General features: G+C 60.5%; 21 protein-coding genes. 16 read left to right on the top strand and 5 right to left on the bottom strand.

All coding sequences use genetic code 11. From position 1 onward, the window contains the following. Window positions 1–14: 14 nt before the first annotated feature. The 8 genes from ISN74_RS15645 to ISN74_RS15610 all read left to right on the top strand — a co-directional run bounded on the left by ISN74_RS15645 (window position 15) and on the right by ISN74_RS15610 (window position 10,047). Window positions 15–530, top strand: a complete 516-nt coding sequence (locus tag ISN74_RS15645) for a pilus assembly protein PilP (protein ID WP_425488851.1) — start codon at window positions 15–17, stop codon at window positions 528–530. 55 nt (window positions 531–585) lie between these two features. After that, window positions 586–2,766 carry a type IV pilus secretin PilQ gene (locus tag ISN74_RS15640; RefSeq protein ID WP_188800098.1) on the top strand — a complete coding sequence of 727 codons (2,181 nt, stop codon included), beginning with the start codon at window positions 586–588 and terminating at the stop codon, window positions 2,764–2,766. A gap of 129 nt (window positions 2,767–2,895) precedes the next feature. Then, entirely contained in the window at window positions 2,896–3,891 is a 996-nt protein-coding gene (locus ISN74_RS15635) for an AAA family ATPase (RefSeq protein ID WP_188800097.1), read from the top strand. Beyond that, complete coding sequence (locus ISN74_RS15630; RefSeq protein ID WP_188800096.1) at window positions 3,888–4,820, top strand: DUF58 domain-containing protein; 933 nt, start codon at window positions 3,888–3,890, stop codon at window positions 4,818–4,820. Before ISN74_RS15635 ends, ISN74_RS15630 begins: the two co-directional genes overlap by 4 nt. Further along, on the top strand, window positions 4,817–5,320 hold the full coding sequence (locus ISN74_RS15625) for a DUF4381 domain-containing protein (protein ID WP_268235709.1): 504 nt from the start codon (window positions 4,817–4,819) through the stop codon (window positions 5,318–5,320). Before ISN74_RS15630 ends, ISN74_RS15625 begins: the two co-directional genes overlap by 4 nt. Beyond that, window positions 5,313–6,290, top strand: a complete 978-nt coding sequence (locus ISN74_RS15620; protein WP_188800094.1) for a VWA domain-containing protein — start codon at window positions 5,313–5,315, stop codon at window positions 6,288–6,290. Before ISN74_RS15625 ends, ISN74_RS15620 begins: the two co-directional genes overlap by 8 nt. Continuing rightward, the gene (locus tag ISN74_RS15615; protein WP_188800093.1) at window positions 6,287–8,311 is read left to right on the top strand and encodes a vWA domain-containing protein; all 2,025 of its coding nucleotides are present in this window, start codon (window positions 6,287–6,289) and stop codon (window positions 8,309–8,311) included. Before ISN74_RS15620 ends, ISN74_RS15615 begins: the two co-directional genes overlap by 4 nt. Further along, on the top strand, window positions 8,308–10,047 hold the full coding sequence (locus ISN74_RS15610; RefSeq protein WP_188800092.1) for a BatD family protein: 1,740 nt from the start codon (window positions 8,308–8,310) through the stop codon (window positions 10,045–10,047). The genes ISN74_RS15615 and ISN74_RS15610 overlap by 4 nt, the downstream gene beginning before the upstream one ends. A gap of 8 nt (window positions 10,048–10,055) precedes the next feature. Here ISN74_RS15610 and ISN74_RS15605 read toward each other — a convergent pair whose 3' ends face one another. Beyond that, complete coding sequence (locus ISN74_RS15605) at window positions 10,056–10,574, bottom strand: O-acetyl-ADP-ribose deacetylase (protein WP_188800091.1); 519 nt, start codon at window positions 10,572–10,574, stop codon at window positions 10,056–10,058. 60 nt (window positions 10,575–10,634) lie between these two features. Here ISN74_RS15605 and ISN74_RS15600 point away from each other — a divergent pair, with 60 nt between their 5' ends. Further along, window positions 10,635–11,105, top strand: a complete 471-nt coding sequence (locus ISN74_RS15600; RefSeq protein ID WP_188800090.1) for a MarR family winged helix-turn-helix transcriptional regulator — start codon at window positions 10,635–10,637, stop codon at window positions 11,103–11,105. A 68-nt stretch (window positions 11,106–11,173) separates the two neighbouring features. Here ISN74_RS15600 and ISN74_RS15595 read toward each other — a convergent pair whose 3' ends face one another. From ISN74_RS15595 to ISN74_RS15585, 3 genes are all read right to left on the bottom strand, one after another. After that, complete coding sequence (locus ISN74_RS15595) at window positions 11,174–12,616, bottom strand: M20/M25/M40 family metallo-hydrolase (RefSeq protein WP_188800089.1); 1,443 nt, start codon at window positions 12,614–12,616, stop codon at window positions 11,174–11,176. A gap of 234 nt (window positions 12,617–12,850) precedes the next feature. Then, entirely contained in the window at window positions 12,851–13,252 is a 402-nt protein-coding gene (mscL, locus tag ISN74_RS15590) for a large-conductance mechanosensitive channel protein MscL (protein ID WP_188800088.1), read from the bottom strand. A gap of 137 nt (window positions 13,253–13,389) precedes the next feature. Continuing rightward, complete coding sequence (locus tag ISN74_RS15585; protein ID WP_188800087.1) at window positions 13,390–14,076, bottom strand: fumarylacetoacetate hydrolase family protein; 687 nt, start codon at window positions 14,074–14,076, stop codon at window positions 13,390–13,392. A gap of 330 nt (window positions 14,077–14,406) precedes the next feature. Here ISN74_RS15585 and ISN74_RS15580 point away from each other — a divergent pair, with 330 nt between their 5' ends. From ISN74_RS15580 to ISN74_RS15565, 4 genes are all read left to right on the top strand, one after another. Beyond that, the gene (locus ISN74_RS15580; protein WP_188800086.1) at window positions 14,407–15,645 is read left to right on the top strand and encodes an efflux RND transporter periplasmic adaptor subunit; all 1,239 of its coding nucleotides are present in this window, start codon (window positions 14,407–14,409) and stop codon (window positions 15,643–15,645) included. Between the two features lie 60 nt (window positions 15,646–15,705). Beyond that, the gene (locus ISN74_RS15575) at window positions 15,706–16,392 is read left to right on the top strand and encodes an ABC transporter ATP-binding protein (RefSeq protein ID WP_188800085.1); all 687 of its coding nucleotides are present in this window, start codon (window positions 15,706–15,708) and stop codon (window positions 16,390–16,392) included. A 104-nt stretch (window positions 16,393–16,496) separates the two neighbouring features. After that, window positions 16,497–17,660: an ABC transporter permease gene (locus ISN74_RS15570; protein WP_188800084.1), complete on the top strand. Its 1,164-nt coding sequence runs from the start codon at window positions 16,497–16,499 to the stop codon at window positions 17,658–17,660. 10 nt (window positions 17,661–17,670) lie between these two features. Next, window positions 17,671–18,987, top strand: a complete 1,317-nt coding sequence (locus tag ISN74_RS15565) for an ABC transporter permease (RefSeq protein ID WP_229679314.1) — start codon at window positions 17,671–17,673, stop codon at window positions 18,985–18,987. A gap of 46 nt (window positions 18,988–19,033) precedes the next feature. On the opposite strand, the gene ISN74_RS15560 is transcribed toward ISN74_RS15565, so the two are convergent. Next, on the bottom strand, window positions 19,034–20,470 hold the full coding sequence (locus ISN74_RS15560; RefSeq protein WP_188800082.1) for an MFS transporter: 1,437 nt from the start codon (window positions 20,468–20,470) through the stop codon (window positions 19,034–19,036). Window positions 20,471–20,565: 95 nt separating this feature from the next. On the opposite strand from ISN74_RS15560, the gene ISN74_RS15555 reads away from it, so the two are divergent. The 3 genes from ISN74_RS15555 (at window position 20,566) to ISN74_RS15545 (ending at window position 23,194) form a co-directional block, all read left to right on the top strand. Next, a complete protein-coding gene (locus ISN74_RS15555; RefSeq protein ID WP_188800081.1) occupies window positions 20,566–21,441 on the top strand; it encodes a LysR family transcriptional regulator in 876 nt (291 codons plus the stop codon). A gap of 362 nt (window positions 21,442–21,803) precedes the next feature. Then, entirely contained in the window at window positions 21,804–22,379 is a 576-nt protein-coding gene (locus ISN74_RS15550; RefSeq protein WP_188800080.1) for a fimbrial protein, read from the top strand. A 71-nt stretch (window positions 22,380–22,450) separates the two neighbouring features. Then, window positions 22,451–23,194, top strand: a complete 744-nt coding sequence (locus ISN74_RS15545; RefSeq protein WP_188800079.1) for a fimbrial biogenesis chaperone — start codon at window positions 22,451–22,453, stop codon at window positions 23,192–23,194. Window positions 23,195–23,237 lie beyond the last annotated feature (43 nt).

Genomic DNA, 23,237 nt, shown 5'->3' with positions numbered 1-23,237 from the left:
GGAACATGCCTGCCATGAAACCTGTTCTTCTGGCCAAGGTCTTGTTGCTGCTTGGCACGGCGCTGATGCTCGCAGGTTGTACGCGCGGGATGTCGGATCTGCGCGACTGGGTCGCGCAGGAAAAGGCCAAGCGCGGCGCACCCATCCCGCCGCTGCCGGTGATCAAGACCTTCGAGTCGTTCACTTACAACGATCAGGACAAGCGGGACCCCTTCAGTCCCAGTCCTGACGAACTTAACCAGAACAATGGACCCCGGCCGGATGAAGGGCGTGCCAGAGAGCCTTTGGAAGCCTACTCGCTGGATAGCTTGAGGATGGTTGGCACGATCGGCATGGGTGCCACCATGGAAGCTCTGATCAAAGATCCAGGCGGCGTGATCCATCGCGTGCACAAGAACGAATACATGGGCCAGAACTATGGGCGCATCACTGCCGTCAGCAGCGATCACATCGATCTGGTCGAATTGGTTTCCAACGGCAATGGCGGCTGGATGGAACGTCCGGCCAGCATCGCGCTTGTCGCGAAATAGGAATACAGGGGCTGATGCAATGACTAATCCAATCAAACCAGTCCGGAGCCGCGCCATGACACTGGCCAGCCGTTGCCTGATGACGATGATGGTGTTCGGCGCAGCCGCATGGGCGAATGCTGCTGCCGCCACCAGCACGCTCCAGGACATCACCTACAAGACACTGCCTGGCGGCCGTGTCGAGCTGCGCATGAACTTCAATAGCAGCCAGTTGCCCCAGCCAAATATCTTCACGACAGATAATCCGCCGCGTATTGCGATTGATTTTCCCGATACGACCAACGATGCGGCGCGGCATCAGGATATTGGTGTCGGTACGACAACCGGTGTATCGGCGGTGGCCGCGGGTGGACGTACGCGTGTGGTCGTCGAACTTATGCAGGCTTCAGCTTACAAGTCCCACGTTGAAGGCAATAGTTTAGTGCTGGTGGTCAACAACGGCACGCAGACGCAGCCTGTGACAACGGCAGCCACGATCGATCCGTCCAAGGCGCTGCCTTCCGCACTGAATGGGCCTGCGATCACTACGATCGATTTCCAGCGCGGCGCCAACGGTTCCGGACGTGTACTGATCAACTTCAGCGGTACCGGCGCCAACGCCAACATGAATCGTCAGGGTAGCAACATTGCCGTGGATATCGTGGGCGCCCAGCTGCCGGCTGGCCAGTCCCAGCGTCTGAACGTGCTCGACTTTGCCACACCCGTGCAGTCGATCTCGCCGCGCTCCACACCCAATGGCGCTCATCTGGATATTGCTATTAACGGTGATGTTGATACCTCGTCGTACCAGACGGGTAGTCAATACGTCATTGAAGTTACGTCGAAGAAGCAGAGCTCGAAGGACACCAACCCAGGTTCCTTTGCACAGCCGGTTTACACAGGCAATCGTGTGACCTTCAACTTCCAGGACATCCCGGTTCGTTCGGTGTTGCAATTGCTGGCCGATTACTCGGGTGTCAATATGGTCGCGTCGGATACGGTCGGAGGCAGTATCACTCTGCGGCTGAACAATGTGCCTTGGGATCAGGCGCTGGACGTGATCCTGCGTGCCAAGGATCTGGACAAGCGCCGCGACGGCAATGTGATCTGGATTGCACCGCAGAAGGAACTGGCTGATTACGAACAGAACATCGCCGATGCTCGTTTCAAAGCGGAAGATACGGCGCCGCTGATTACGACCTACGTGCCGATCAGCTATGGCAAAGCGCAGGATATCGCCAAGCTTTTGACGACGGGTAGCTTGCAGAGCATTGCTGGTGTTGGTGGCGGTGGTACTTCTGGCGCAGCATCGCAGCATCGAGGTTTTCTGTCGCCGCGTGGCAGCGTGACTTTCGATCAGCGCACCAACACGTTGCTGATCAACGACACCGCCGAAAAGACGGTCGAGCTGCGCGCAATCATTGCCCAGCTTGATCGGCCGGTTCAGCAGGTATTGATCGAATCGCGCATCGTGATTGCGACGGACGATTTCGAGCGTGATCTGGGCGTCCAGTGGGGTGTTACCGGTAATCGCACCAATCCGAGTGGGCAGGTTTTACAGGTTGGCTCAGGCATTGGTAATACGCAGGGCAATAGCTCAACAACCTCTACGCTTGGTGGCGGTTTGAGCTCAGGCGGACTCAATGTAAACCTGCCAGCAGCGCCAACCACGGGCACGGCCTCCACGCTGGCTGCTGCGATCCTGGGTAAAAACTACGCGCTGGACCTGGAGCTTTCTGCCGCCCAGGCAGAAGGCCGCAGCGAAGTGGTATCCAGCCCACGCGTGATTACCGCCAATCAACAGGAAGCGGATATCCGTCAGGGCCAGGAGATCGGTTACGTGACGTTCCAGAACACCTCCGGTGGTTCCGGTACCAGCGGCACAGCGACGGTGGCTTTCAAGGACGCCGTGCTTGAGCTCAAGGTCACACCGACCATCACTGCCGACAACCGTGTCTATCTTGCGATCAACGTGAACAAGGATTCGCTTGATCACTACATCACGGTAACGGGTAGTGGTCAGGTACCGGTGATCGATACGCGTTCGCTCAATACGTCGGTGCTAGTGGACGATGGTCAGACGGTGGTGCTTGGCGGTATCTACGAAGTCACCAAGTCTGACACCATCAACAAGGTGCCTGGCTTGGGTGATATCCCTGGCCTCGGCGTCCTGTTTCGCAGCACTCAGCACGTCAATGATCGTGACGAGCTGCTGATCTTCGTAACCCCGCGTATTCTCAGTGACAGCTTGCAGTAAGCGGCGCTGTAGCGTATGACCCAAAGGGGCGGCCCAAGTGCCGCCCCTTTGCGTTAAAAGAAGATTCACGACCAAACTTTCTGACTTCGCCGCGGTCTGAGCCGGCACGAAGCAGTACAGGATTTTCGGATGGATATGCCCCAAGTCCCCACTCCCGGGCGTCTGCAACAAGCGTTTTCCCGGCTCCGCGATGACCTTCAGCACCACATCATCGGGCAGCCTCAGCTTATCGATTGCCTGCTGATTGCCCTGCTGGCGGATGGGCATCTATTGGTGGAAGGCGCGCCAGGGCTGGCCAAAACCACCGCCGTCAAGGCGCTGGCGGGTCGCATCGAGGCCGATTTTCATCGCGTCCAGTTCACGCCGGATCTGTTGCCGGCGGATCTGACCGGTACCGATATCTTTCGACCGCAGTCGGGCAGTTTCGAATTCGAGCGCGGTCCGCTATTCCACAACATCGTGCTGGCCGATGAGATCAATCGCGCGCCGGCCAAGGTACAGTCCGCGCTGTTGGAGGCGATGGCCGAACGGCAGATCACCGTGGGACGCAGCACTTGGCGCCTGCCCGAGCTTTTCATGGTGATGGCGACGCAGAATCCGATCGAACAGGAGGGGACATTCGCGCTGCCGGAAGCGCAGCTCGATCGTTTCGTCATGCATGTGAAGATCGGCTATCCAGATGCGGCTGCAGAGCTGGCTATTCTGCGCCTGGCGCGCGAACAAGCGACCCAGTCCAGCCACCCATCAATGAGCCCTTCAGCGGTAGTGACGCAGCAAGACGTTTTCCAGGCCCGGGAAGCCGCGCTGGGCGTGCACATGGCTCCGGCGCTGGAACAGTATCTTGCGCAACTGGTCCTGGCGACGCGTGATGCAGGGCGCTACGGCACGGAGTTGAAACGCTGGATAGCCTGGGGCGCAAGCCCGCGCGCCACCATCGCGCTGGACCGCTGCGCACGCGCGCATGCCTGGTTGGCTGGACGTGACTTCGTGCTGCCGGAAGATGTTCACGCCGTGGTGTATGAGGTGTTGCGCCACCGCGTGCTGCTCAGCTATGAAGCCGAGGCTGAAGGTATTCGCAGCGAAAAGGTCATTCATCGATTGCTGGATCTTGTGCCGCTGCCGTGAACACCGTGGTCTCGCATGAAGCAGACGGCGATGGCCGTGTGCGTGTCTCTCTGGCGGAACTGATCGCCTTGCGCAGTCGTGTTGCGCGCTTGCGCCTGCCGCCTCAGGATAGCCGTGCAATGCGTGTGGGCAACCAGTCCAGCCGTCTATACGGCCGCGGCATGGATTACGCTGAGTCGCGTGCCTATCAGCCTGGTGATGACGTGCGCCGCCTCGATTGGCGATTGACCGCACGGAGTGGCCGCTTGCACACCAAATTGTTCCAGGAGGAACGTGAGGGGCAGCTGCTGATTTTGCTGGATCAACACGCAAGCATGCGTTTTGGAACACGGGTGCGCTTCAAGTCCGTCCAAGCCGCGGGAGCTGCGGCACTGGCCGCGTGGTATGCCGTACGTGCCGGAGAGCGGGTAGGGCTGATGCAGTTTGGCGGCTGCACCCAGCTTCAACGGCCTCGCGCGGGTGTGCATGGTGCACTGGACGTCTGCGGTGCGATCGCCAAGGGCGATCGCACCGCGTCTGTGCACCGGCAACCGCTCTCGGAAGCGTTGCATCATGTGATCAAACTCCGACACGGTGCGAATCGCGTACTGCTGATCAGCGATGGTCAGTGTAGCGACGAGTTGGCACGCAACCGCTTGTTGGAGATGATGCGGCATACGGCGGTGCGCTTGCTCGTGGTTGCCGATGCACTTGAGCTGATTTCCATGCCGGCGGGGCATTATCCGATCGAGCATGACGGTCAGCGGCGTACGCTGGTGCTGCAGTCGATCCGCCAACGTGAATCATTTCAACAAAGCCTCGGTGCCGGCCAGGCGCGACTCGCGGCAATGGCGCAGTCGCTGGGAATTCCTTTTCGCGTGATTGATACGGCGGCGGACCCGCTGGAGTCGGTGTCTGCCTTGCTGTGCGATCGCGGAGGTCGGCGATGAGGCTTGCATTTCCTCAGGCGCAAGACGGTTTGAACTTGCGGGATATACACATGCCGCCTGCGCCGCCCTGGTGGCCATTAGCACCGGGTTGGTGGGTGTTGTTAGGACTGGTATGCGTGATAGCGATAACCACGTGGCTGCTTTACCGGACCGCACGCAAGAAACGCCGTTTGCGTGAGCGAATACTTGCAGAAATTGAGCAGGTGGCAGTGCGTTATCCACACGATGATGCCGCCTATGCCGCGTCGCTGCATCAGCTGCTGCGGCGTGCTGCATGGCGTTACGCCACCGATGCTCATTCGAGTCAAGGCAAGCGCTGGAAAGAGGTGTTGTTACAAGTCCCCGTCGATATGGCGACCGTCGATGCCTTGATGACACTCGACGCTCGCATGTACCAGCAGCACGCCGATTTCGACCGTTTCCGCGTTGAGGCAGCGGCTCGGCGTTGGCTGGATGCCGCCTTGAAACACACGAAAACCTCAGAGGTTGGGCATGCCTGAGTTTGCCTGGCCATGGGTATTTGCGTTGCTGCCGCTGCCGTGGCTCGTGTGGCGTGCGTGGAAGCCGGTGTCGCCGGGACAGGCATTGCGTTTGCCGCATACTTGGTTGACGTGGCATGTCGGCGACCGCGTCGCATCGCGTAGTGCTGGCTCGTGGCTGTTGGCGCTGGGATGGCTATGCCTGCTGGTGGCGGCGGCCAGGCCGCAAGTGATCGGGCCACCCCAGGCTCAACAACACAGCGGCCGTGCGATGATGCTGGCGGTCGATCTGTCCGGCAGCATGCAGACACCGGACATGCAATTGGGCGGTCAGCAACTAAGCCGCTTTGGTGCGGTAGAGGCGATCGCCGGCGACTTTATCTCGCGCCGCAAAGGTGATGAGCTCGGGCTGGTGCTGTTTGGTACGCATGCGTATCTAGTCACGCCGATTACTTACGATCTGGACGCCGTGCGCGCGCAATTGCAGGGTGCAGCAGTAGGCCTGCCGGGCACAGAGACGGCCATTGGCGATGCCATCGCCGTTGCAGTGAAACGCTTGGCTGCGCTGCCCGAGCAGGCACGCGTGCTGATTCTGCTGACTGACGGCGTCAACAATTCCGGCAGCATCTCGCCGCAGGATGCTGCCAAGGCTGCGAAAGCTGCAGGCGTTCGCATCTATACCATCGGCGTCGGCGCCACCCGTATGACTGTGCCGGGATTGTTTGGTGACAGCGTGATCAATCCGTCGGCGGATCTCGATGCAGACATGCTGACCTACATCGCGCACGAAACGGGCGGGCAGTTCTACCGCGCCACCGATGGCAATGAGCTTGCCGACGCCTACCGTGCAATCGATGCACTGGAGCCCATGCCGCAACACGGTCCCAGTCTGCGCTTGCGACATGAGCTGTTTCGGACGCCATTGATGGCGGCGGCGTTTTGCTTGCTGTTCGGCATGCTGTGGCCACGCGTGCGGGGAGTGGGTGCGTGAGCCAGGCTTTGCAGCAATTCCATTTCCTTCAGCCCTGGTGGCTGTGGGGGCTGACTGCCTTGCCATTCGTGCTGTGGTTCGGCTCGCGTAGCGATGCAGCGCACCGGGAGCTGAGTCGGCTTGCTGATCCCGAACTGTTGCCGCACTTGCTGAGCGGCAATGACCGGCGCGCGCGGTGGCCGTCAGGGTTGTTTGCGCTCGGCTGGTTGCTTGGTGTGCTGGCGTTGTCCGGTCCCACCTGGAGTCGCGTGACCGAGCCGATGTATGCCGATCGCGCTGCGCAGGTTGTCGCGATATCGCTGTCGCAACACATGCTGGCACGCGATGTGCAGCCCAGCCGCATGGAGCGGGCGCGTTACAAAGCGCGCGATTTGCTCGCAGCGAATCATGACGGTTTGAACGCGCTGATCGGTTATGCGGGGCAATCGTTTGTGGTTGCGCCGTTGACCAGCGATGCGCACAGCCTGGATGACCTGCTTGACGCCATGGCGCCCGATACCATGCCCGTCGATGGCGACAATGCGGCGCAGGCGATCGAGCAAGGCACGCAACTGATTCAGAACGCCAAGGCGGGTGGCGGCTCGCTGGTGTTGCTGACGGATAACGCTGACGCCGACGCACAAGCTGCCGCACGCAAGGCGTTGCTGGCGGGTGTGCATGTTTCAGTGTTGGGTATCGGTAGCGAACAAGGTGCGCCGGTACCGCAGGCGGATGGCAGCTTCATGCGCGATGATCAGGGCAACATGGTCGTAGCCCGCCGTCACGACGATCACCTGCGTGCACTGGCCGAGGCAGGCGGCGGCACCTATGTCGCCATGACGGAAAACGGTAGCGACGTTTCGACGTTGCATGCGCAACTACGCCCCTCGGCGCATGCTTCTGTCACAACAGGTCAAAGCGGCGACGCATGGCAGGATCGAGGGCCGTGGTTGTTGTTGCCGCTCTTGCTGGTGGTTGCTGTGGGATTCCGGCGTGGCTGGGTGTTGGTTTTGCCGCTGGTTTTGTTGCCGTTATGGCCAGGCCCTGCTCAGGCGACCGGCTGGCAGGATTGGTGGCAACGGCCTGACCAGCAAGCGGCGAGCGCATTGCAGCAGGGTCATGCAGCCAAGGCACAACAGCTTGCGCAAGATCCGGCATGGCGTGGCGCTGCAGCGTATCGCGCCAAGGATTACGCCGCCGCCGTGCAAGCGCTTGAGCAAGCCAAAGGCGCCGATGCGTCATACAACCTTGGCAATGCGCTGGCCAAGCTTGGTCGCTATCCGGATGCCATCAAAGCCTACGATCAGTCCTTGAAGCTGGATCCGCACAACGAAGATGCACGCGCTAATCGCAAGGTGGTGGCGGAAGCCATGCGCAAGCCACCACAGCAGAACACGTCTTCGCAGCAACAGCAGCAATCTGGCAGCGGACAGGGTCATCAGGACAAGCAAAACGGCAGCTCCGGGCAATCCTCCGGGCAGCAGGGGCAACAGCAGCAGAGCGGCGACAAGGCCGGCCAGCCGAATGGTGGTCAGCAAAATGGCCAGAATCAGCAGAGCCAGGGTCAGAACGATCAAGGCAAGAGCAGCCAGGACAAGAACGGCCAGGACCAGCACGATCAGCGGCAAGATAACCAGCAGCAGAACGGCACGAATGCATCGCAGACTGCGCAGCAAGGCGATAAGCAACAAAACGCGGACTCCCAGCAACGTGACCAGAACCAGCCGGGGCAGGATGCGACAAAGCAAAATCCCGCACCTGCATCATCCAGCGAGCGTGCGCAGACTGAGAAGGCGCAGCAGGGTTTGCAGCAACAGATGAACCAGGCGCTCGCTGGCGAGTTGCAACAAAAAGGAAAGCGTGACCAGACGCACGAACTGGGGGCCGTGGACAGCGATGATCCGCTGTCGAAACTTCCCAACGATGTGCGCCGCGATCTGCAGCGCGTGCCGGATGATCCAGGCGCTTTGCTGCGGCGCAAGTTCGAACTGGAATACCGTGAGCGCATGGGCGCGCAACCGGATGTCGGAGATCAACCATGAGTTACCGTTGGCTGCTTTTGCTTTGCCTGTTGCTGTCATTTGGCGCAATGGCGGCTAGCGTGCAGGCCTCGCTTGATCGCAATGACGTACATCTTGGCGAAACCGTTACGCTCAATCTGCGCATCGACGGCAGCATGAATGCCAACACGCCCGATCTCAGTGCGCTCGACAACGATTTCGAAGTGCTTGGCTCATCGACCAACAGTTCGCTTACTGTCATCAACGGCAGGCCCAGCGCGGAGTTGATGATTGGCATCGCCCTGCGCCCGAAGCATGTCGGCGACCTGCAAATCCCCTCATTGAATGTGGCGGGCAGCCAGACATCACCGTTGACCTTGCATGTGGGGCCACCGGACAGCTCGACCAGTGCGGATGCGAAGAAAGACATTTTCCTTGAAACCGCAGCCAATCCCGATCATGTCTATGTCGGGCAACAGCTGCTTTATACGGTGCGCCTGTTCTTCGACGTCAACCTCAACAGCGGCAGCCTGCCTGATCCGCATCCGGATGGCGTCGATGTGCGCAAGCTCGGTGGCGATACCGATTACGAAACTGTGCGCAATGGCCACCGCTATCACGTGATTGAGCGGCGCTACGCCATGATTCCGCAGCGCGCCGGTTCGCTCACCATTCCTTCGGTCGAATTTCAGGGCGAAGCCGTCGACCCCGGCAATGCTAACGATCCCGGTGGCTTCTTTGGCCAGGGCGGGTTGTTTGGGAACACATCACCCGTCACGGCGGATTCGTCGCCTAGCACCGTGAACGTCCAGGCGGCGCCGGCGGATTGGGGTTCGACTGCATGGTTGGCAGCGCGCGCACTCACGCTCAAGCTTGAAGGTTTGCCCGGCAGTGATCAGGCACAGGTTGGACAGCCTGTGAATCTGCGTATGAGCATCGACGCGGTCGGCGTGGCAGCCGAGTCATTACCGGATCTGAGCTTGCCCACCATCGACGGGGCTACGGTTTATCCGGATCAGTCCACCAACACGACGCATGACGATGGCCAATGGCTGATCGGGCATCGCGAGCGAAGCTTTGCGATCTTCCCGCAACGTGCCGGACCGTTGACCATCCCGGCGATCACCTTGACCTGGTTCAACGTGCAGACGGGCCAGAAGCAGGTCGCCACCATCCCAGAACATACGTTGACCGTATTGCCAGCTGCGAATGGCGCAACCACGGCATCCGCATCATCGGCGCAGCCGTTGCCGTCGGCTTCGCCGGCCGCGACCCCCAGTGCGGGCGCGTTGAGTGTTGGCGCTGGGGCTCCGTCATCGAACGCATCGTCCGCATGGTGGCGCTGGATAGCGATCGGCAGCCTTGGCCTGTGGGTGCTCAGTGCGTTGCTCTTTTGGTGGTGGCGTCGACGCGAGCCGGTGCTACCGTCGGCATCTGTGGCGAATACGGCATCCAGTGAATCCATGCGCTCATCGCGCCAAGCTTTCATGGACGCGGCCCGTGGCAAGGATCGCGGGACCCAGGCGCGTCACCTGCTGGCCTGGGCGCGCAGCGAAAGGTCCGACTTGCACAACCTCGGACAGTTGTCGCAAGCGCTGGCATCAGCGCCGCAACGCAACGCCATCGATCGGCTACAACACCTGCAATATGCCGGCGACGCTGCGGATGATGCGACGGATCTTGCCGCCGTGTTTGCGCAGGGTTTCGTATGGCGCCAGGAGACGGATGCGAGCCAGGATTCGCCCTTGCCGCCGCTCTATCCGTTCAAGCTTGACTGAGAGCCTGATCAGGCGCTGAGCGCGTTCTGCCAGGTGGCCGCCATGCGATCACCGAAACAGCAAAGCTGCACATCCAGCATCGGATGCGCGGCGAGTCTGATGCGCAATGCCGCGATGGCTACGTTGGCCGCTTGTTCCGGAGGATAGCCGTAGACGCCGCAGCTGATGGCCGGAAAGCCGATGCTATGCAGATCGTGCTCAAGCGCCAGCGTGATGCACGAGTGGTAGCAACGGGCCAGTAATTCAGCTTCCCCGTCCTGACCGCCGTGCCATACCGGCCCCACGGTGTGGATCACAAACCGGGCGGGCAGGGCGAAGCCGGGCGTCAGGCGTGCCTCCCCGGTGGGGCAGCGCACGCCGGGGGACACTTCCGGCAGGTTGCGGCAGGCCACCAGCAGAGCCGGTCCTGCGGCCCGGTGGATCGCCCCGTCCACGCCGCCGCCGCCCAGCAGCCCGGGATTGGCCGCGTTCACGATGGCGTCCAGTGTCAGTCGGGTCAGGTCGGCAGTGACGACAGTAATAGACATCCGTCAAGACTGTTTAGGCTTATGCTTAACTCATGTGACATCCAGAGTTGCACATCCATCATGCCAAAAACGGAAGATATTTCCTTCGGTTACTTGCTGAATGACGTCACGCTGCTGTTTCGCAAGCATTTCGACCGGCGTGCCGTGAAATTCGGGTTGACGCGCGCTCAGTGGCGAGCGACGAAGATGCTGTATCGCCGCGAAGGCCTACGCCAGACCGAGTTGGCTGAATTTCTGGAAATGGAGCCTATCGCCGTGGGCCGCGTGATTGATCGCTTGCAGGCGGCGGGCTTTGTCGAGCGTCGGCCCGATCCCAAGGATCGGCGCGCGTGGCGCCTCTACACCACCGCGCAGGCCAGCGACGTGGTCGACGATATGGAGCGGATCGCTTACGAGTTGCGCCGCGAATGCACCGTGGGCGTCACCTATGAGGAATTGACCCAGGCGATGGACGTGATGACCCGCATCAAGGAAAACCTGCAAGCGCTCGATGCGACGGAGTTGCCGCCAGCGCCGCCCAAAGAAGGCTGAAGCGAAGCCCGGAAAGCAAGAAAGGCGGCCGAGGCCGCCTTTCTGCATGGCGAATGCACAAGAACCGTTTATTCCCCAGCGCCATCGCCGGCAAAGGCCTTCGGTGCTGAGCCGAAATCGCCATCGGCCTGCGCAGCCATATAGGTGAACACGGCGTACACCGCGACGTTCTGCGCAAGCTGCGCGGGATCGATCTTGTCCAGCGTATCGTTGGCGGTGTGGTGCCAGTCGAAGTAGTAGGTAGCATCCTGGTCCAGCGAAAGCGCCGCCATACCCTTCTGGTGCATCTGCGAGAGATCCGAGCCGCCGCCGCCGGGGCGCTTGGGGTCATAGACCACGCCGATCGGCGCCAGCACTTTTGCGATTTGCTCGATGGCGCCACGCGCCTGCGGCTTGACGCTGGCGCTCATCTGATAAACCGGGGCTGCGCCCAAGTCGGATTCGGAGCCGAGCTGGAACTTGCTCACTTCGGCGGCATGCTTGTCAGCGTAAGCGCGACCGCCCCACAGACCCATTTCTTCGTTCGCAAAGGCAATCACGCGCACCGTGCGGTCGGGGTGTTGCGGCAGATCGTGAATCACCTTGGCGGCACCCAAGGCGATGGCAACACCCGCGCCGTCATCGATGGCGCCGGTACCCGGATCCCAGGAATCGAGGTGGCCGCCGATGACCACTACCTGATCGGGGTGTTTGCTGCCGACGATATCGCCGATGACGTTGTAGCCGGTGTACTGGCCTTCAATGCCGCAATCCAGGTCCAGCTTGAAGGTCACAGGCTTGCCATAGGCGAGTACGCGCTCAAGTTGATCGGCATCTGGATTGGACAAGGCCGCAGCGGGGATTGCCTTGGCCGGATCGCTGAACTCGGTCACGCCGGTGTGCGGCGTACGGCTGTTCGCATCGGTTCCGGCCGAGCGCAACAGGAAGCCCACCGCGCCCTTGGTCATGGCCACTTGCGGCCCGTCCTCGCGGATACCCGCACCGATCCCGTAATCGTGGCCGTCCTTGGTGCGGTGCATCCGATAGCCGATGTAGACGATCTTGCCTTTGACGGTAGCCGGATCAGCAGCCTTCAGCGCCTCAAGGCTGGGGAATTGCACGATGTCCGCGGTAAGGCCACCTTTGGGCGTGCCCGGTGAATAGCCCAGCGCGATCAGCGTCAGCGGCTGTGGGAAGGGGGCGACGATGGCGCCATGTTCGCTGCGGCGCACCCACAGCGGATAGGTCACCGGTTCGGTATAGACCTTGTCAAAGCCCAGTGCCTTGAACTTGGCGATAGCCCATGCGCGGGCACGTGGATCGTTTGCGCCACCGGCCATGCGCGCGCCGATTTCAGTGGTGAGGGACTCTACGGTTTTGTAGGCCGTGTCGTCATGCAGCGCCTTGTCGCGGAGCTGCTCGGCGGTTTGCACAGCGGCGGCGGGAATGGTGGTGGGCGCATCCGCGGCGCAGGCAAGTCCATGAGCCAGCATCAGGCTGGCAGCGAGCAGGGTGAGGGCGGGGCGTTGCATGGTTGACTCCCAAATAGTGACACGATCGTTGTACGCAGTTGACCCGATATCCAGAAGGTCTGTGACGAGTCTTGCGCCTTGCAATGACCACCTTCCCCGTCGCGATGCAGACAGGGCAGGTGGCGATTGCACAGATCGATCGGAGTCCCCTGCGAACCCCATTATGAAGCCCGTTGCCGATGGCGCTTAGGCCGGAAGTCATGCTCGCTTCCGGCTGGCCATGAAGAAGGGCTTTTATTGCTTGTTCTTCAGCAGGTCACGAATTTCCGTCAGCAGCACGACGTCCGGCGGGGTGGCTGCAGCGGCTTTGGTGTAGAGCCTGTTGATGATCTTGACCAGGATGAAGATGGCAAAGGCGACGATCACGAATGCGATGATGGTGTTGACGAAACTGCCATAGTTGATCGCCACTTCGGGAATCTTGTGCGCCGGGTTGCTGTCATCGGCCGGTCGCATGACCCACTTCATGGCGGAGAAATCGATGCCGCCAGTAAGCCAGCCGATCGGCGGCATGATGATGTCGCTGACCAGTGACGTGACGATCTTGCCGAAAGCCGCACCAATGACGATACCAACCGCCATGTCGACCACGTTGCCGCGGACGGCAAATTCCTTGAATTCCTTCAGCATGCCCATTGTCGTCTCCCCGAGGTTATGCGCCGGATGGCGGGGACGACTTTAACGCATGAAAGGCAAGAAATTGAGAAGAAAGTCCGACGATATACCGCTCAGTGTTGTTGAGCGTTCACGCGGATTCCGGCATAGAAGCGGCCTCAAATGACGCGGCCATCCAGTGTCGCGATGCCCTGCAATGCTGCGTGAAAACGATCACCACGTTGGAGCGCCGCCACGCCCGCTGGCGTGCCTGTGAAGATCAGATCACCGGGCTTGAGTTCGAACAGGGTGGACAAGGCTCGAATGATATCGGTCACGCTGTGCACCATCTCGCCGAGATGCCCGCGCTGGCGCAGCGTTCCGTTCACTTCCAGGCTCAGTTCGGTATCCGGGCCGATGGATACCTCGCCTGCAACGCGCAAGGCAGACACCGGGGCAGAATGATCGAACCCCTTGGCGACATCCCAGGGATGGCTCTTCGCCTTGGCGATGGCCTGCAGATCGCGCCGGGTCAGATCCAGTCCCACGCCATAGCCAAAGATCGTCGCTGCCGCCTGCGCAGCGTCCAGATTCGTGCCGCCGGCTTTTAGCGCCACCACCATTTCCACTTCATGGTGCAGGTCCAAGGTGGCTTGCGGATAAGGCAGATCCGCGCCATCGGTCACCACGGCGTCTGCAGGTTTGCAGAAAAACATCGGTGCGGCGTTATCAACACTGGCGCCCATTTCACGCGCATGTTCGGCGTAATTGCGGCCGACGCAAAAGATGCGGCGAACGGGGAAGCGGTCCTCGCGGCCGGTGACGGGGAGGCTGGGAAGAGCAGGGGGATCGATAACGTAGCGCATTCGCCAAGATTAGCAGCTTCCGCGCGTGCGCTCAGGCCTGATGTATTCGGAACTGGATATCGAACGGCTGCTATGCACGGGGTCGTGCGCGCATTAGTTGTCGTGGCAGGTGTTGCACTCACTTGCAGATTAAGGCTCGATAGCGAGAGTGTCAGGATAGAGGCAGCAAGCAGCAGTGGCGTTTCCGTAAACACTTTGCTGTGTCGATCGCCGACGACTTCGTACGTCGTATGACATGACAGTTGTCAGATACAGCGGCTGATGGGCGTACATGGCAACCCCGTCGGCAAGTCACTATCGTGCGTTTCATCAGGGACATGGGGTAGACGCGTGAGCAACACGGATCTTTTGAAGGAATTGCGCATCGAGCGCCATCAGCGTGAGGATCACAACAGTGGTGGTTCGGGGCGCTGGGTGTGGATCATTGCTGCAATCGTGTTGGCCATCGTGGTGCTTGGTGTCGGCGGCTGGTGGATGTCCAGTCATCGCGCTATTGCAGTGCATACCGCAACCGCGGTTGCGGCGGGGAGCGATCCGTCAGCAGGCGCCGTGTTGCAGGCAACCGGGTATGTCACGGCGCGTCGCCAAGCCACCGTGTCTGCGCAGATCACCGGCACCTTGACCGAAGTGCTGATCGAGGAAGGGGATCGCGTCAAGAAAGATCAGATCCTTGCGCGCCTGGACGACAGTGCCTACAAAGCTGCGCTGGACACTGCGGCTGCACAAGCCAAGGCTGCCTATGCGCTGGTTGATCAATATAAGAGCCAGTTGGCGCAGAATCTGCGTGATGCCACGCGCGACGATGTACTCGCCAAACAAGGACTCGTGTCCAAGCAGGTTGCCGAGCAGGCGCGCACGCTTGCTGACAGCACACGTGCGCAGCTGGTCTCGCAGCAGAAGCAGGCGGCTGCTGCCGATGCCAATACGGTGCAGGCACAGGTGAATTTCGACTACTGCGTGATACGCGCACCGTTCGATGGCGTCATCACCACCAAGGATGCGCAGATCGGCGAAGTCATATCACCGTTTTCGGCTGGTGGCGGTTTTACGCGCACCGGTGTTGGCACCATCGTGGACATGAATTCCTTGGAAGTCGATGTGGACGTCAACGAGGCCTACATCGGCCGCGTCCTTCCCAAGATGCCAGCAGAAGCGGTGCTTGATGCCTACCCGGATTGGAAAATTCCCGCGCACGTGATCGCCATCGTGCCTGCTGCCGATCGCGGCAAGGCGACCGTGAAAGTGCGCGTGGCGTTAGAGCAGAAAGATGCCCGCATCGTGCCGGACATGGGCGTGCGCGTGTCCTTCCTGGAAACGAAGCCTGCTGTGGCCGCGCAAGCGCCCAAGGGCGTGCTGGTGCCGGCCAAGGCGATCGTCCAGCGTGAGGGTTCGGACAGCGTTTTTATCGTCGCGCATGGCAAGGCGCGGCGGCAGGCCGTGCAACCGTCGTCACAAGACTATGGCGATATGCGTTTGATCCCTGCTTCCGTGAATGCAGGCGACGATGTGGTGCTTTCGCCACCGGATGTACTGCAAGACGGTTCGGATGTCACCGTGCAAGCACATTGACGAATCACCTGTCGACCATTGACCGGCCGGCGATAGAGACTCACTCGGGAGGCTGTAGCTATGGGTACGTTGATCGAGATCCGCGATCTTTCGAAGGTCTACGAGCGCGGCAAGCAGAAAGTGGAAGTACTGCACCACATTAATCTCAATATTGCAGAAGGCGATTTCCTCGCCTTGATGGGGCCATCGGGTTCGGGCAAGACGACCTTGCTCAATCTGGTCGGTGGCCTGGATACGCCAACCGGCGGCAGCATCACCGTAGCCGGTCAGCGCATCGATCAACTCGGTGCGGGTGCGTTGGCGCGTTGGCGCGCGTCGAACGTGGGCTTCGTGTTCCAGTTCTACAACTTGATGCCGATGTTGAGCGCGCAGAAGAACGTCGAATTGCCGTTGTTGCTTACCAAGCTTTCGGCGGCGCAGCGGCGTAAAAACGCGGCGATTGCCTTGCAATTGGTTGGCTTGGCAGAGCGCGCTTCGCACAAGCCCTCAGAGCTGTCAGGCGGTCAGCAGCAGCGCGTGGCGATCGCACGCGCCATCGTTTCCGATCCCAGCCTGCTGGTCTGCGACGAGCCAACCGGCGATCTGGACAGGCAGTCGGCGGAGGAGGTGCTTGGGCTGTTGCGTCAACTCAATCGCGAGCATGGCAAGACGATTGTGATGGTGACGCACGATCCAAAGGCTGCCGAATATGCGGACCACACCTTGCATCTTGATAAGGGCACCCTGGTCGAGCAGGTGGCGGCGTAATTCGTGGCAAGCCATGCCCCCATCCGCCCTTCGGGCACCCCGGATCGAGTCCGGGGCAGGCTCTTCTCCCTGTAGGGAGAAGGGGCGTCGCAGAGGAATTTTCCATGAAATACTTTCATCTGATCTGGGCGGCGCTATTTCGGCGCAAGACCCGAACCATCCTGACCATCATTTCGATCGTCGCGGCTTTCTTGCTGTTCGGCATGCTCGACGCCGTACGCACCTCGTTCGATCAGGCTGGGCAGAGCGCGAATGGCGCGCGCCGTTTGCAAACCGGTTCCAAGCTGTCCTTCATCCAGACGCTTCCGCAAGGGTTGGGTGGCCAGATCGAGCATGTGCCTGGGGTGAAGTCGGTCGCCTACGCGAACTGGTTCGGCGGGGCCTACCAGGATCCACACAACCAGATCTTCAGCTTTGCGGTGAGTGACAACTACCTCGACCAGTATCCGGAAGTGGAAGTCAGCGACGAAGCGCGCAAGACATTCGCCAGTACCCAGACCGGCGTTATCGTTGGCCAGGTGCTCGCGGACAAATACCACTGGAAGGTCGGTGATCAGATTCCGCTGCAATCGACCATCTTTCCGCAGCACGATGGCAGCAAGAACTGGAAGTTCGACATCGTCGGCGTGATGCATGCCAAAGACAAGAGCGCCGGCTGGTACGACCAAGTCATCCTGATGCACTGGAAATACTTCGACGAAGGCACGCCTTACAACGGCGGCACGGTGGGCTGGTACGTCGTCAGCGTGAATGACGCCAACCAGGCCGACAAGGTAGCCAAAGCGATTGACGCGATTTCCGCCAATTCCGATCACGAGACGCGTACGCAAACGGAAGCCGCTGCGTCCGCATCATGGATGAAGCAGCTTGCCGACATCGGCCTGATCGTCGGCTCGATCATGGGTGCGGTGTTCTTTACGCTCTTGCTGCTCACCGGTAACACCATGATGCAGGCCGTGCGCGAACGCACGTCCGAGCTGGCGGTGCTCAAGACCATCGGCTTTTCCAATCATGCGGTGCTGGCCATGGTGCTGGCCGAATCGCTGCTACTGGTGTTGATTGGCGGCGTGATTGGCATCGGCCTGGCTTCGTTCCTGATTCCAGGCGTAAGCGCGGGTAGCGGCGGCTTGCTTAATTTGCCAACGGTAGGTGCAGGCAGCTGGTTGCTGGGAATCGCCTTGATGGTGGCCATCGGGTTGGTGGTCGGCTTCTTGCCGGCGTGGCGTGCGATGCGCCTGAACATTGTCGATGCGTTGGCTGGCCGCTAAGGAGCATGTCATGAATTTCCTGTTCAATCTTGGATTGATCGTTGTGTTGGCGGTATTCCTGTTCGCGTGGGCGATGTTGCCCTGGCAGGCCGTGTTGGTGCTGGCCATCGCGTTTGCACTGTGGATGGTGTTGACTCGCCGCGGGCGTCAGGCCGCATCGGTGACGATGGTTGGCGTCAGCACGATCAGGCAGCGGCTTGGCTCCTCATCGGTGGTGATTATTGGCATCGCCGGTGTGGTGGGTGTGCTGGTCGCGCTGCTTGCGATGGGTGATGGCTACGCTGAAACGCTGCGCAAAACGGGTAGCGAAGATACCGCCATCGTGATGCGCGGCGGCTCGGCCAGCGAGGTGATGTCGGTGATGGATCACGACAGCGTCGTCGTCGTGCCGCAAGCACCAGGTATTGCGCGCGACGGCCAGGGCAAGCCCATTGCATCACCGGAAATCGTTGTCGCCGCGAATCTGCCGGTCAAGAACGGCGGTCCGGATGATGAAGGCAGCGTGCAGTTGCGTGGTGTGGGCGATGAGGCATGGGCGGTGCGTCCTAATCTCAAGATCATTGCCGGACGCAAGTTCACCCCGGGCATGCGTGAATTGATCGTGGGGCAGGGTGCGCAGCGTCAATTTGCCGGGCTTGAACCCGGGCACGAGGTGACGTTAGGCGATCAGGTGTGGACGGTGGTCGGCGTGTTCGCTTCGAACGATGCGCTCGATTCCGAGATCTGGGGCGATGCCGATACTGTGGCATCCACCTACCGCCGTGGCAGCAGCCGTGCTTCGGTCACGGTGAAGCTCACCAATCCGCAAGCCTATGACGGCTTCAAGGCGGCGTTGGCGGCCGATCCGCGCTTGAAGGTGGATACCGACACCACGCTGGATTATTTCAGCAAGCAGTCTGAAGGCATGAGCAAGGTCATGCGCATCATGGGCATCACGGTAGGCTTGATCATGGCGATTGGCGCGGTCTTCGGTGCACTCAATACGATGTTCGCGGCGGTGGCTTCGCGCGCTCGCGAAATCGCCACGTTGCGCGCGATCGGTTTCCGTGGCGTGCCGGTGGTGGTGGCGATCATGCTTGAGACGATGCTGCTGGCATTGCTCGGTGGCCTGCTCGGTGGCTTGGTCGCCTGGATGATTTTCAACGGTTATACCGCGTCGACCATGGCCGCCGGATCAGTCGGACAGCTCTCGTTTGCTTTCAAGGTTTCGCCCGAGCTGTTGTGGCAGGGATTGAAATGGGCGCTGGCCATCGGCTTTGTCGGTGGTTTGTTCCCGGCGATACGGGCGGCACGCTTGCCTGTTACGACGGCCTTGCGTGAGTTGTAAGTAGGTACATGGAGCGCAGGTCGTCCTGTGCTCCATGTTTCCGAAATCAATCCAGCGTTACCGCCGGGATGTTTGCAATTTGTTGCCGGCTGCGTCCCAATGCCAGGGAAAGCAGGATGATGACGACCAGTGCTGCGACATTGCAGCTTAGACTTGTTGCGAACGCATGTGCATAAGCGTGCAGCGTTTGTTGTTTGTTGAGCACGCTGTAGAACACACCACCGATAATCGCCACACCCAACGCCGCGCTGATCTGCAAGGCAGTGATCACCATGCCTGAAGCAAGTCCGGCGTGCAGTGCGTCAACACTGCTGATTACGACGCGGATCAACGACGGCATCGCGATCCCAAAGCCCAGTCCTGCAAGCAGGATTCCCGGAAGCAATGTGCTTTGCGGCAGGCTATGCGTGATCGCCGCCACGACAATGCCGAAACCCACCGCTTGAAGCGTGCACGATAGCGGCAGCGTACGGTTGCCCAAAGTAGTGATCATGCGCGAAGCGAGCATCGATCCGCAGAAATAGCCGATGGTGAATGGCAAGGTCGCCAGGCCGCTTTGCCACGCACTACGCTGCAGCCCGCTCTGCATATAGACGGCATAGGTAAGCACGAAGGAAGAAGTCAGATAAAAGCCGAGCGTGATCACGATGCCCAGTGCGAAATCACCTTCGCGAAGCAGGCGTATATCGATGAGCGGAGAGCCGCCTTGTCGGATGACGTGTGTTTCGTATCGCGCAAATGCGGCCAGCATCACTGCCGAAGCGACAAGCATCGCGTACGTCCAGGCCGGCCAGCCCTGTTCACGGCCTTCCACCAGCGGATAGACCAGCAAGCCGAGGGCAATCGATAGCAGCGCCACGCCACCCAGGTCGAGCTTCAACGCATGCGGCGCGCGCGACTCGCGCAACAGCCAAAAACCACCGATCAATGCGGCGATACCCACCGGCAAATTGACCAGGAAGATGAGCTGCCAGCCAAGACCCCACCAATGCCCCGAAATAAGCGCGCCACCTAGCAACTGCCCTAACGTTGCGGCCATGCCGAAGGTGGCGACATAGAGTCCTAGCGCGCGGGATTGTTCTGCCGGCGGAAACATCACACGGATCGACGCCAGCACCTGTGGCGCCAGTGCTGCAGCAGCCATGCCCTGCAGCATGCGACTGGCGAGCAGCATCCTTGGCGACACCGCCAGTCCGCACAGCAGAGAGGCCAGGGTAAAGCCGCTGATGCCGAGCAGGAACATGCGCCGACGGCCATACAGATCGCCCAACCGGCCCCCGGTGATCAGGAACACTGCATAGGTGGCCGCGTAGGCCGAAATCACAAATTGCAGTTCGGCCGAGCTTGCCTTGAGCGTGGTCTGGATGGACGGCAGTGCCACGTTGACGATGAAGAAATCCAGCGGCGGCAGGAAGGCACCCGTCAGCAGTACAGACAAAGCCAGCCAGCGCCGCGGGTCGCCGGCGGCGTGATGCGTATTCATTCCATGACTCCTGGGGAGGGGGGGCTCAATCGAGCATGGCAATCATGCTAGACCCGGCCTAAGATAATGAAAACTCATGGTCGGATATTTCAGTCATGAATGTTGAAAATGGATATCTGGCCCGCCCGCTGGATCTCGACGCGGTGCAGGCCTTCGTGCTGGTGGCTGACCTCAACAGCTTCACCCGGGCTGCCGAGGCGCTGGAGACCACCCAATCCGCGGTTAGCCTGAAGCTGAAGCGCCTGGAGGACAGGCTGGGCCGCCGCCTGCTCGAACGTACGCCAAGAAAGGTCGGCCTTTCTCCCGAGGGCGCTGAGTTCCTTGTCGCCGCGCGAGAGCTGCTCGACGCCCACGAGCGTGCGCTTAACGGCCATGTTCCCGCGCGATTGAGTTTGCGCCTGGGTATCAGCGACCAGGCGGCGGGCATGGAATTGCCGGGCATGCTGGCCAAAGTCGGTGCCTACGATCGCTCGCTTCGCATCGAAGTGCGCATCGGTCCCTCTCATCATCTGTTGAGTGCCTACGATCGCGGCGAGATCGATGTCGCCATTGTTTGCCGCGACAGCGCGCGCACTGACGGTGAGCCCCTTTTCGCTGAGCCCTATGGTTGGTGTGCCGTGCCGCATTGGGAGCAGCGTCCGGATGAACCCTTGCGCATCGCCTCATTAACCGCGCCCTGTACGGTGCGGGCGATGGCTTTAAAGACCTTGGACGATGCGGGTATCGCCTGGACAGAGGTCTTCGTAGGTGGAGGATTACCCGCTGTCGTGGCTGCGGCGTCTGCAGGATTGGCCGTTGCGCCATTGCCCCGTCGGGTTTGTCCACCGACTATCACCGATGTCAGTGAACGCTTGGGCTTGCCCAAGCTGCCACTTACGGAGGTGATGCTTTACAACCGCATTGTCGAACCGCGTACACGCGAAGCGGTTCGCATCCTCGTCGCAGCCTTACGCGCTATGGCTAGCGGCTGACCATCCCGCCCTCAGAGTTCTTCAATTTTCAGTCCGGTCCGATTCCTGAGGCATGGGCTCGATACGTAGCATTTCACCATCCGTTCCCACTTGAAGGGAACGATGGTGTCGCGCAATAGATGAGCGTTTTTCGGGCACCGAAAGTGACTCACTAGTTGCGTACGGATGTTTTCCGCGAAGTAACCGAGCTACATCAATCGTCAGGCATGCAACGAAACGGACAGCGTCCGTCGTTCGTTGGTGCGCCGGATTTCGCGACAGTCCACACCAAACCTTCTTTGTTGCCAGCCTCGTGGCGGGCTACGAAGTCGTTCGCCACGACGGCGAAATTTTCTCGAAAAAAGCCTAAAGGACTGTAACCAATGAAGCACATCAAACTCGCCTCGGCACTCGTTGTTGCTATGGGCATTGCCGCGACTGGCGTTGCCAGCGCAGCGGCTTCCACCGGCGGCACCATCACCTTCACGGGTGCTGTGACCGACCAGACCTGCACCGTCACCGGCGGCGCTGGCACCAACGGCGGCACGGGCAACTTCACCGTCGCCCTCGATCCGGTTCCGGCTACCGCGCTGGCCGCTGCTACCGACACCGCCGGCAACAAGCCGTTCCAGGTGATCATCGGTGGCCCGGGCCAGAGCACCTGCCAGGACGGCAAGGTCGCCACCATGTCGTTCGTGCCTTCCAGCCCGCAGATCGATCCGGCCACCGGCGCGCTGGTTAACGCGCTCAGCGGCCAGGCGACCAACACCGAAGTGCAGGTGCTCGACGGCACCGGTACGGCGATCGCTCTGAACGATCCGTCTAACGCTGTGCAGAGCCCGGCCATCGCCAACAACACCGCCACCATCGACTTCCAGGCGCAGTACCTGGCTGTCAACGGCGGCGCGACGGCGGGTCTGGTGAGCACGGACGTGCTGTACCAGGTCGTCTACAACTAATCGGTTGTAGCAATCGCTCCCTATCTCGGTGGCCGCATGGCGCGGTCACCGAGACATTCTTGAGGTGATATATGAATAACGTAATGCGCTATGCCATGGCAGGCTGTCTCTTACTCGCGGGCGTGTTCGCCGGCCGCAGCGAAGCCAGCGTGGTGATCGGCGGCACGCGTGTCGTGTATCCGGCCCAAGACAAGGAAGTTACCGTCAAGCTGACCAACGAGGGCAACCAACCCGCGCTCGTGCAGGTATGGCTGGACGACGGCGATGAAAAATCCACGCCGGACACGGCAAAAGTGCCTTTCACGGTGATGCCCCCGGTTTTCCGTATCGATCCGTCCAAGGGGCAGGCGGTGCGTTTGGTCTACACCAAAGAACCGTTGCCGACCGATAAGGAAAGCCTGTTCTGGGTGAACGTGCTCGAAGTGCCACCGAAGGCTGCCGAAGACGGCAAGAACCATCTGCAGTTCGCTTTCCGTACGCGCATCAAATTGTTTTTCCGTCCGACGGGTTTGTCGGGCGACGTAGCGACGGCTCGCGACAAGCTCACATGGAAAGTGGTGCCCAATACCAAGGGCAAAGGCTTTGCCGTGCAAGTTACGAACCCTACGCCTTACCACGTGTCGTTTGCACACGTTGGCGTGAAAGCGGGTGACCGCGAGATCAACGGCGACGGCGGCATGGTTGCGCCGGGTGCGTCCACGGTTTTCCCCATCGAAGGTCTTAACAGTGACCCAGGTGCGGGTGCGCAAGTGGTGTTCACCACCATCAATGATTTTGGCGCGCTCGACAAGGTTGTAAAGCCGCTCGGTCAATAAGTCCGTTGTTGCCTTAGTTCATCCAAGGCCGTGTCTGGCACGG

Origin of the sequence: Dyella caseinilytica (assembly GCF_016865235.1) — a bacterium.
Lineage (GTDB): Bacteria > Pseudomonadota > Gammaproteobacteria > Xanthomonadales > Rhodanobacteraceae > Dyella_B > Dyella_B caseinilytica.
This window is presented reverse-complemented; position numbering and strand designations above follow the sequence as displayed.

Excerpts from the sequence above, each read along its gene's own strand:
- ISN74_RS15635 (WP_188800097.1), top strand. The coding sequence starts at position 2,896 with ATGGATATGCCCCAAGTCCCCACTCCCGGGCGTCTGCAACAAGCGTTT.
- ISN74_RS15595 (WP_188800089.1), bottom strand. The coding sequence starts at position 12,616 with ATGCAACGCCCCGCCCTCACCCTGCTCGCTGCCAGCCTGATGCTGGCT.
- ISN74_RS15585 (WP_188800087.1), bottom strand. The coding sequence starts at position 14,076 with ATGCGCTACGTTATCGATCCCCCTGCTCTTCCCAGCCTCCCCGTCACC.
- ISN74_RS15645 (WP_425488851.1), top strand. The coding sequence starts at position 15 with ATGAAACCTGTTCTTCTGGCCAAGGTCTTGTTGCTGCTTGGCACGGCG.
- ISN74_RS15640 (WP_188800098.1), top strand. The coding sequence starts at position 586 with ATGACACTGGCCAGCCGTTGCCTGATGACGATGATGGTGTTCGGCGCA.
- ISN74_RS15610 (WP_188800092.1), top strand. The coding sequence starts at position 8,308 with ATGAGTTACCGTTGGCTGCTTTTGCTTTGCCTGTTGCTGTCATTTGGC.
- ISN74_RS15575 (WP_188800085.1), top strand. The coding sequence starts at position 15,706 with ATGGGTACGTTGATCGAGATCCGCGATCTTTCGAAGGTCTACGAGCGC.
- ISN74_RS15550 (WP_188800080.1), top strand. The coding sequence starts at position 21,804 with ATGAAGCACATCAAACTCGCCTCGGCACTCGTTGTTGCTATGGGCATT.
- ISN74_RS15545 (WP_188800079.1), top strand. The coding sequence starts at position 22,451 with ATGAATAACGTAATGCGCTATGCCATGGCAGGCTGTCTCTTACTCGCG.
- ISN74_RS15600 (WP_188800090.1), top strand. The coding sequence starts at position 10,635 with ATGCCAAAAACGGAAGATATTTCCTTCGGTTACTTGCTGAATGACGTC.
- ISN74_RS15620 (WP_188800094.1), top strand. The coding sequence starts at position 5,313 with ATGCCTGAGTTTGCCTGGCCATGGGTATTTGCGTTGCTGCCGCTGCCG.
- mscL (WP_188800088.1), bottom strand. The coding sequence starts at position 13,252 with ATGGGCATGCTGAAGGAATTCAAGGAATTTGCCGTCCGCGGCAACGTG.
- ISN74_RS15555 (WP_188800081.1), top strand. The coding sequence starts at position 20,566 with ATGAATGTTGAAAATGGATATCTGGCCCGCCCGCTGGATCTCGACGCG.
- ISN74_RS15560 (WP_188800082.1), bottom strand. The coding sequence starts at position 20,470 with ATGAATACGCATCACGCCGCCGGCGACCCGCGGCGCTGGCTGGCTTTG.
- ISN74_RS15570 (WP_188800084.1), top strand. The coding sequence starts at position 16,497 with ATGAAATACTTTCATCTGATCTGGGCGGCGCTATTTCGGCGCAAGACC.
- ISN74_RS15565 (WP_229679314.1), top strand. The coding sequence starts at position 17,671 with ATGAATTTCCTGTTCAATCTTGGATTGATCGTTGTGTTGGCGGTATTC.
- ISN74_RS15625 (WP_268235709.1), top strand. The coding sequence starts at position 4,817 with ATGAGGCTTGCATTTCCTCAGGCGCAAGACGGTTTGAACTTGCGGGAT.
- ISN74_RS15605 (WP_188800091.1), bottom strand. The coding sequence starts at position 10,574 with ATGTCTATTACTGTCGTCACTGCCGACCTGACCCGACTGACACTGGAC.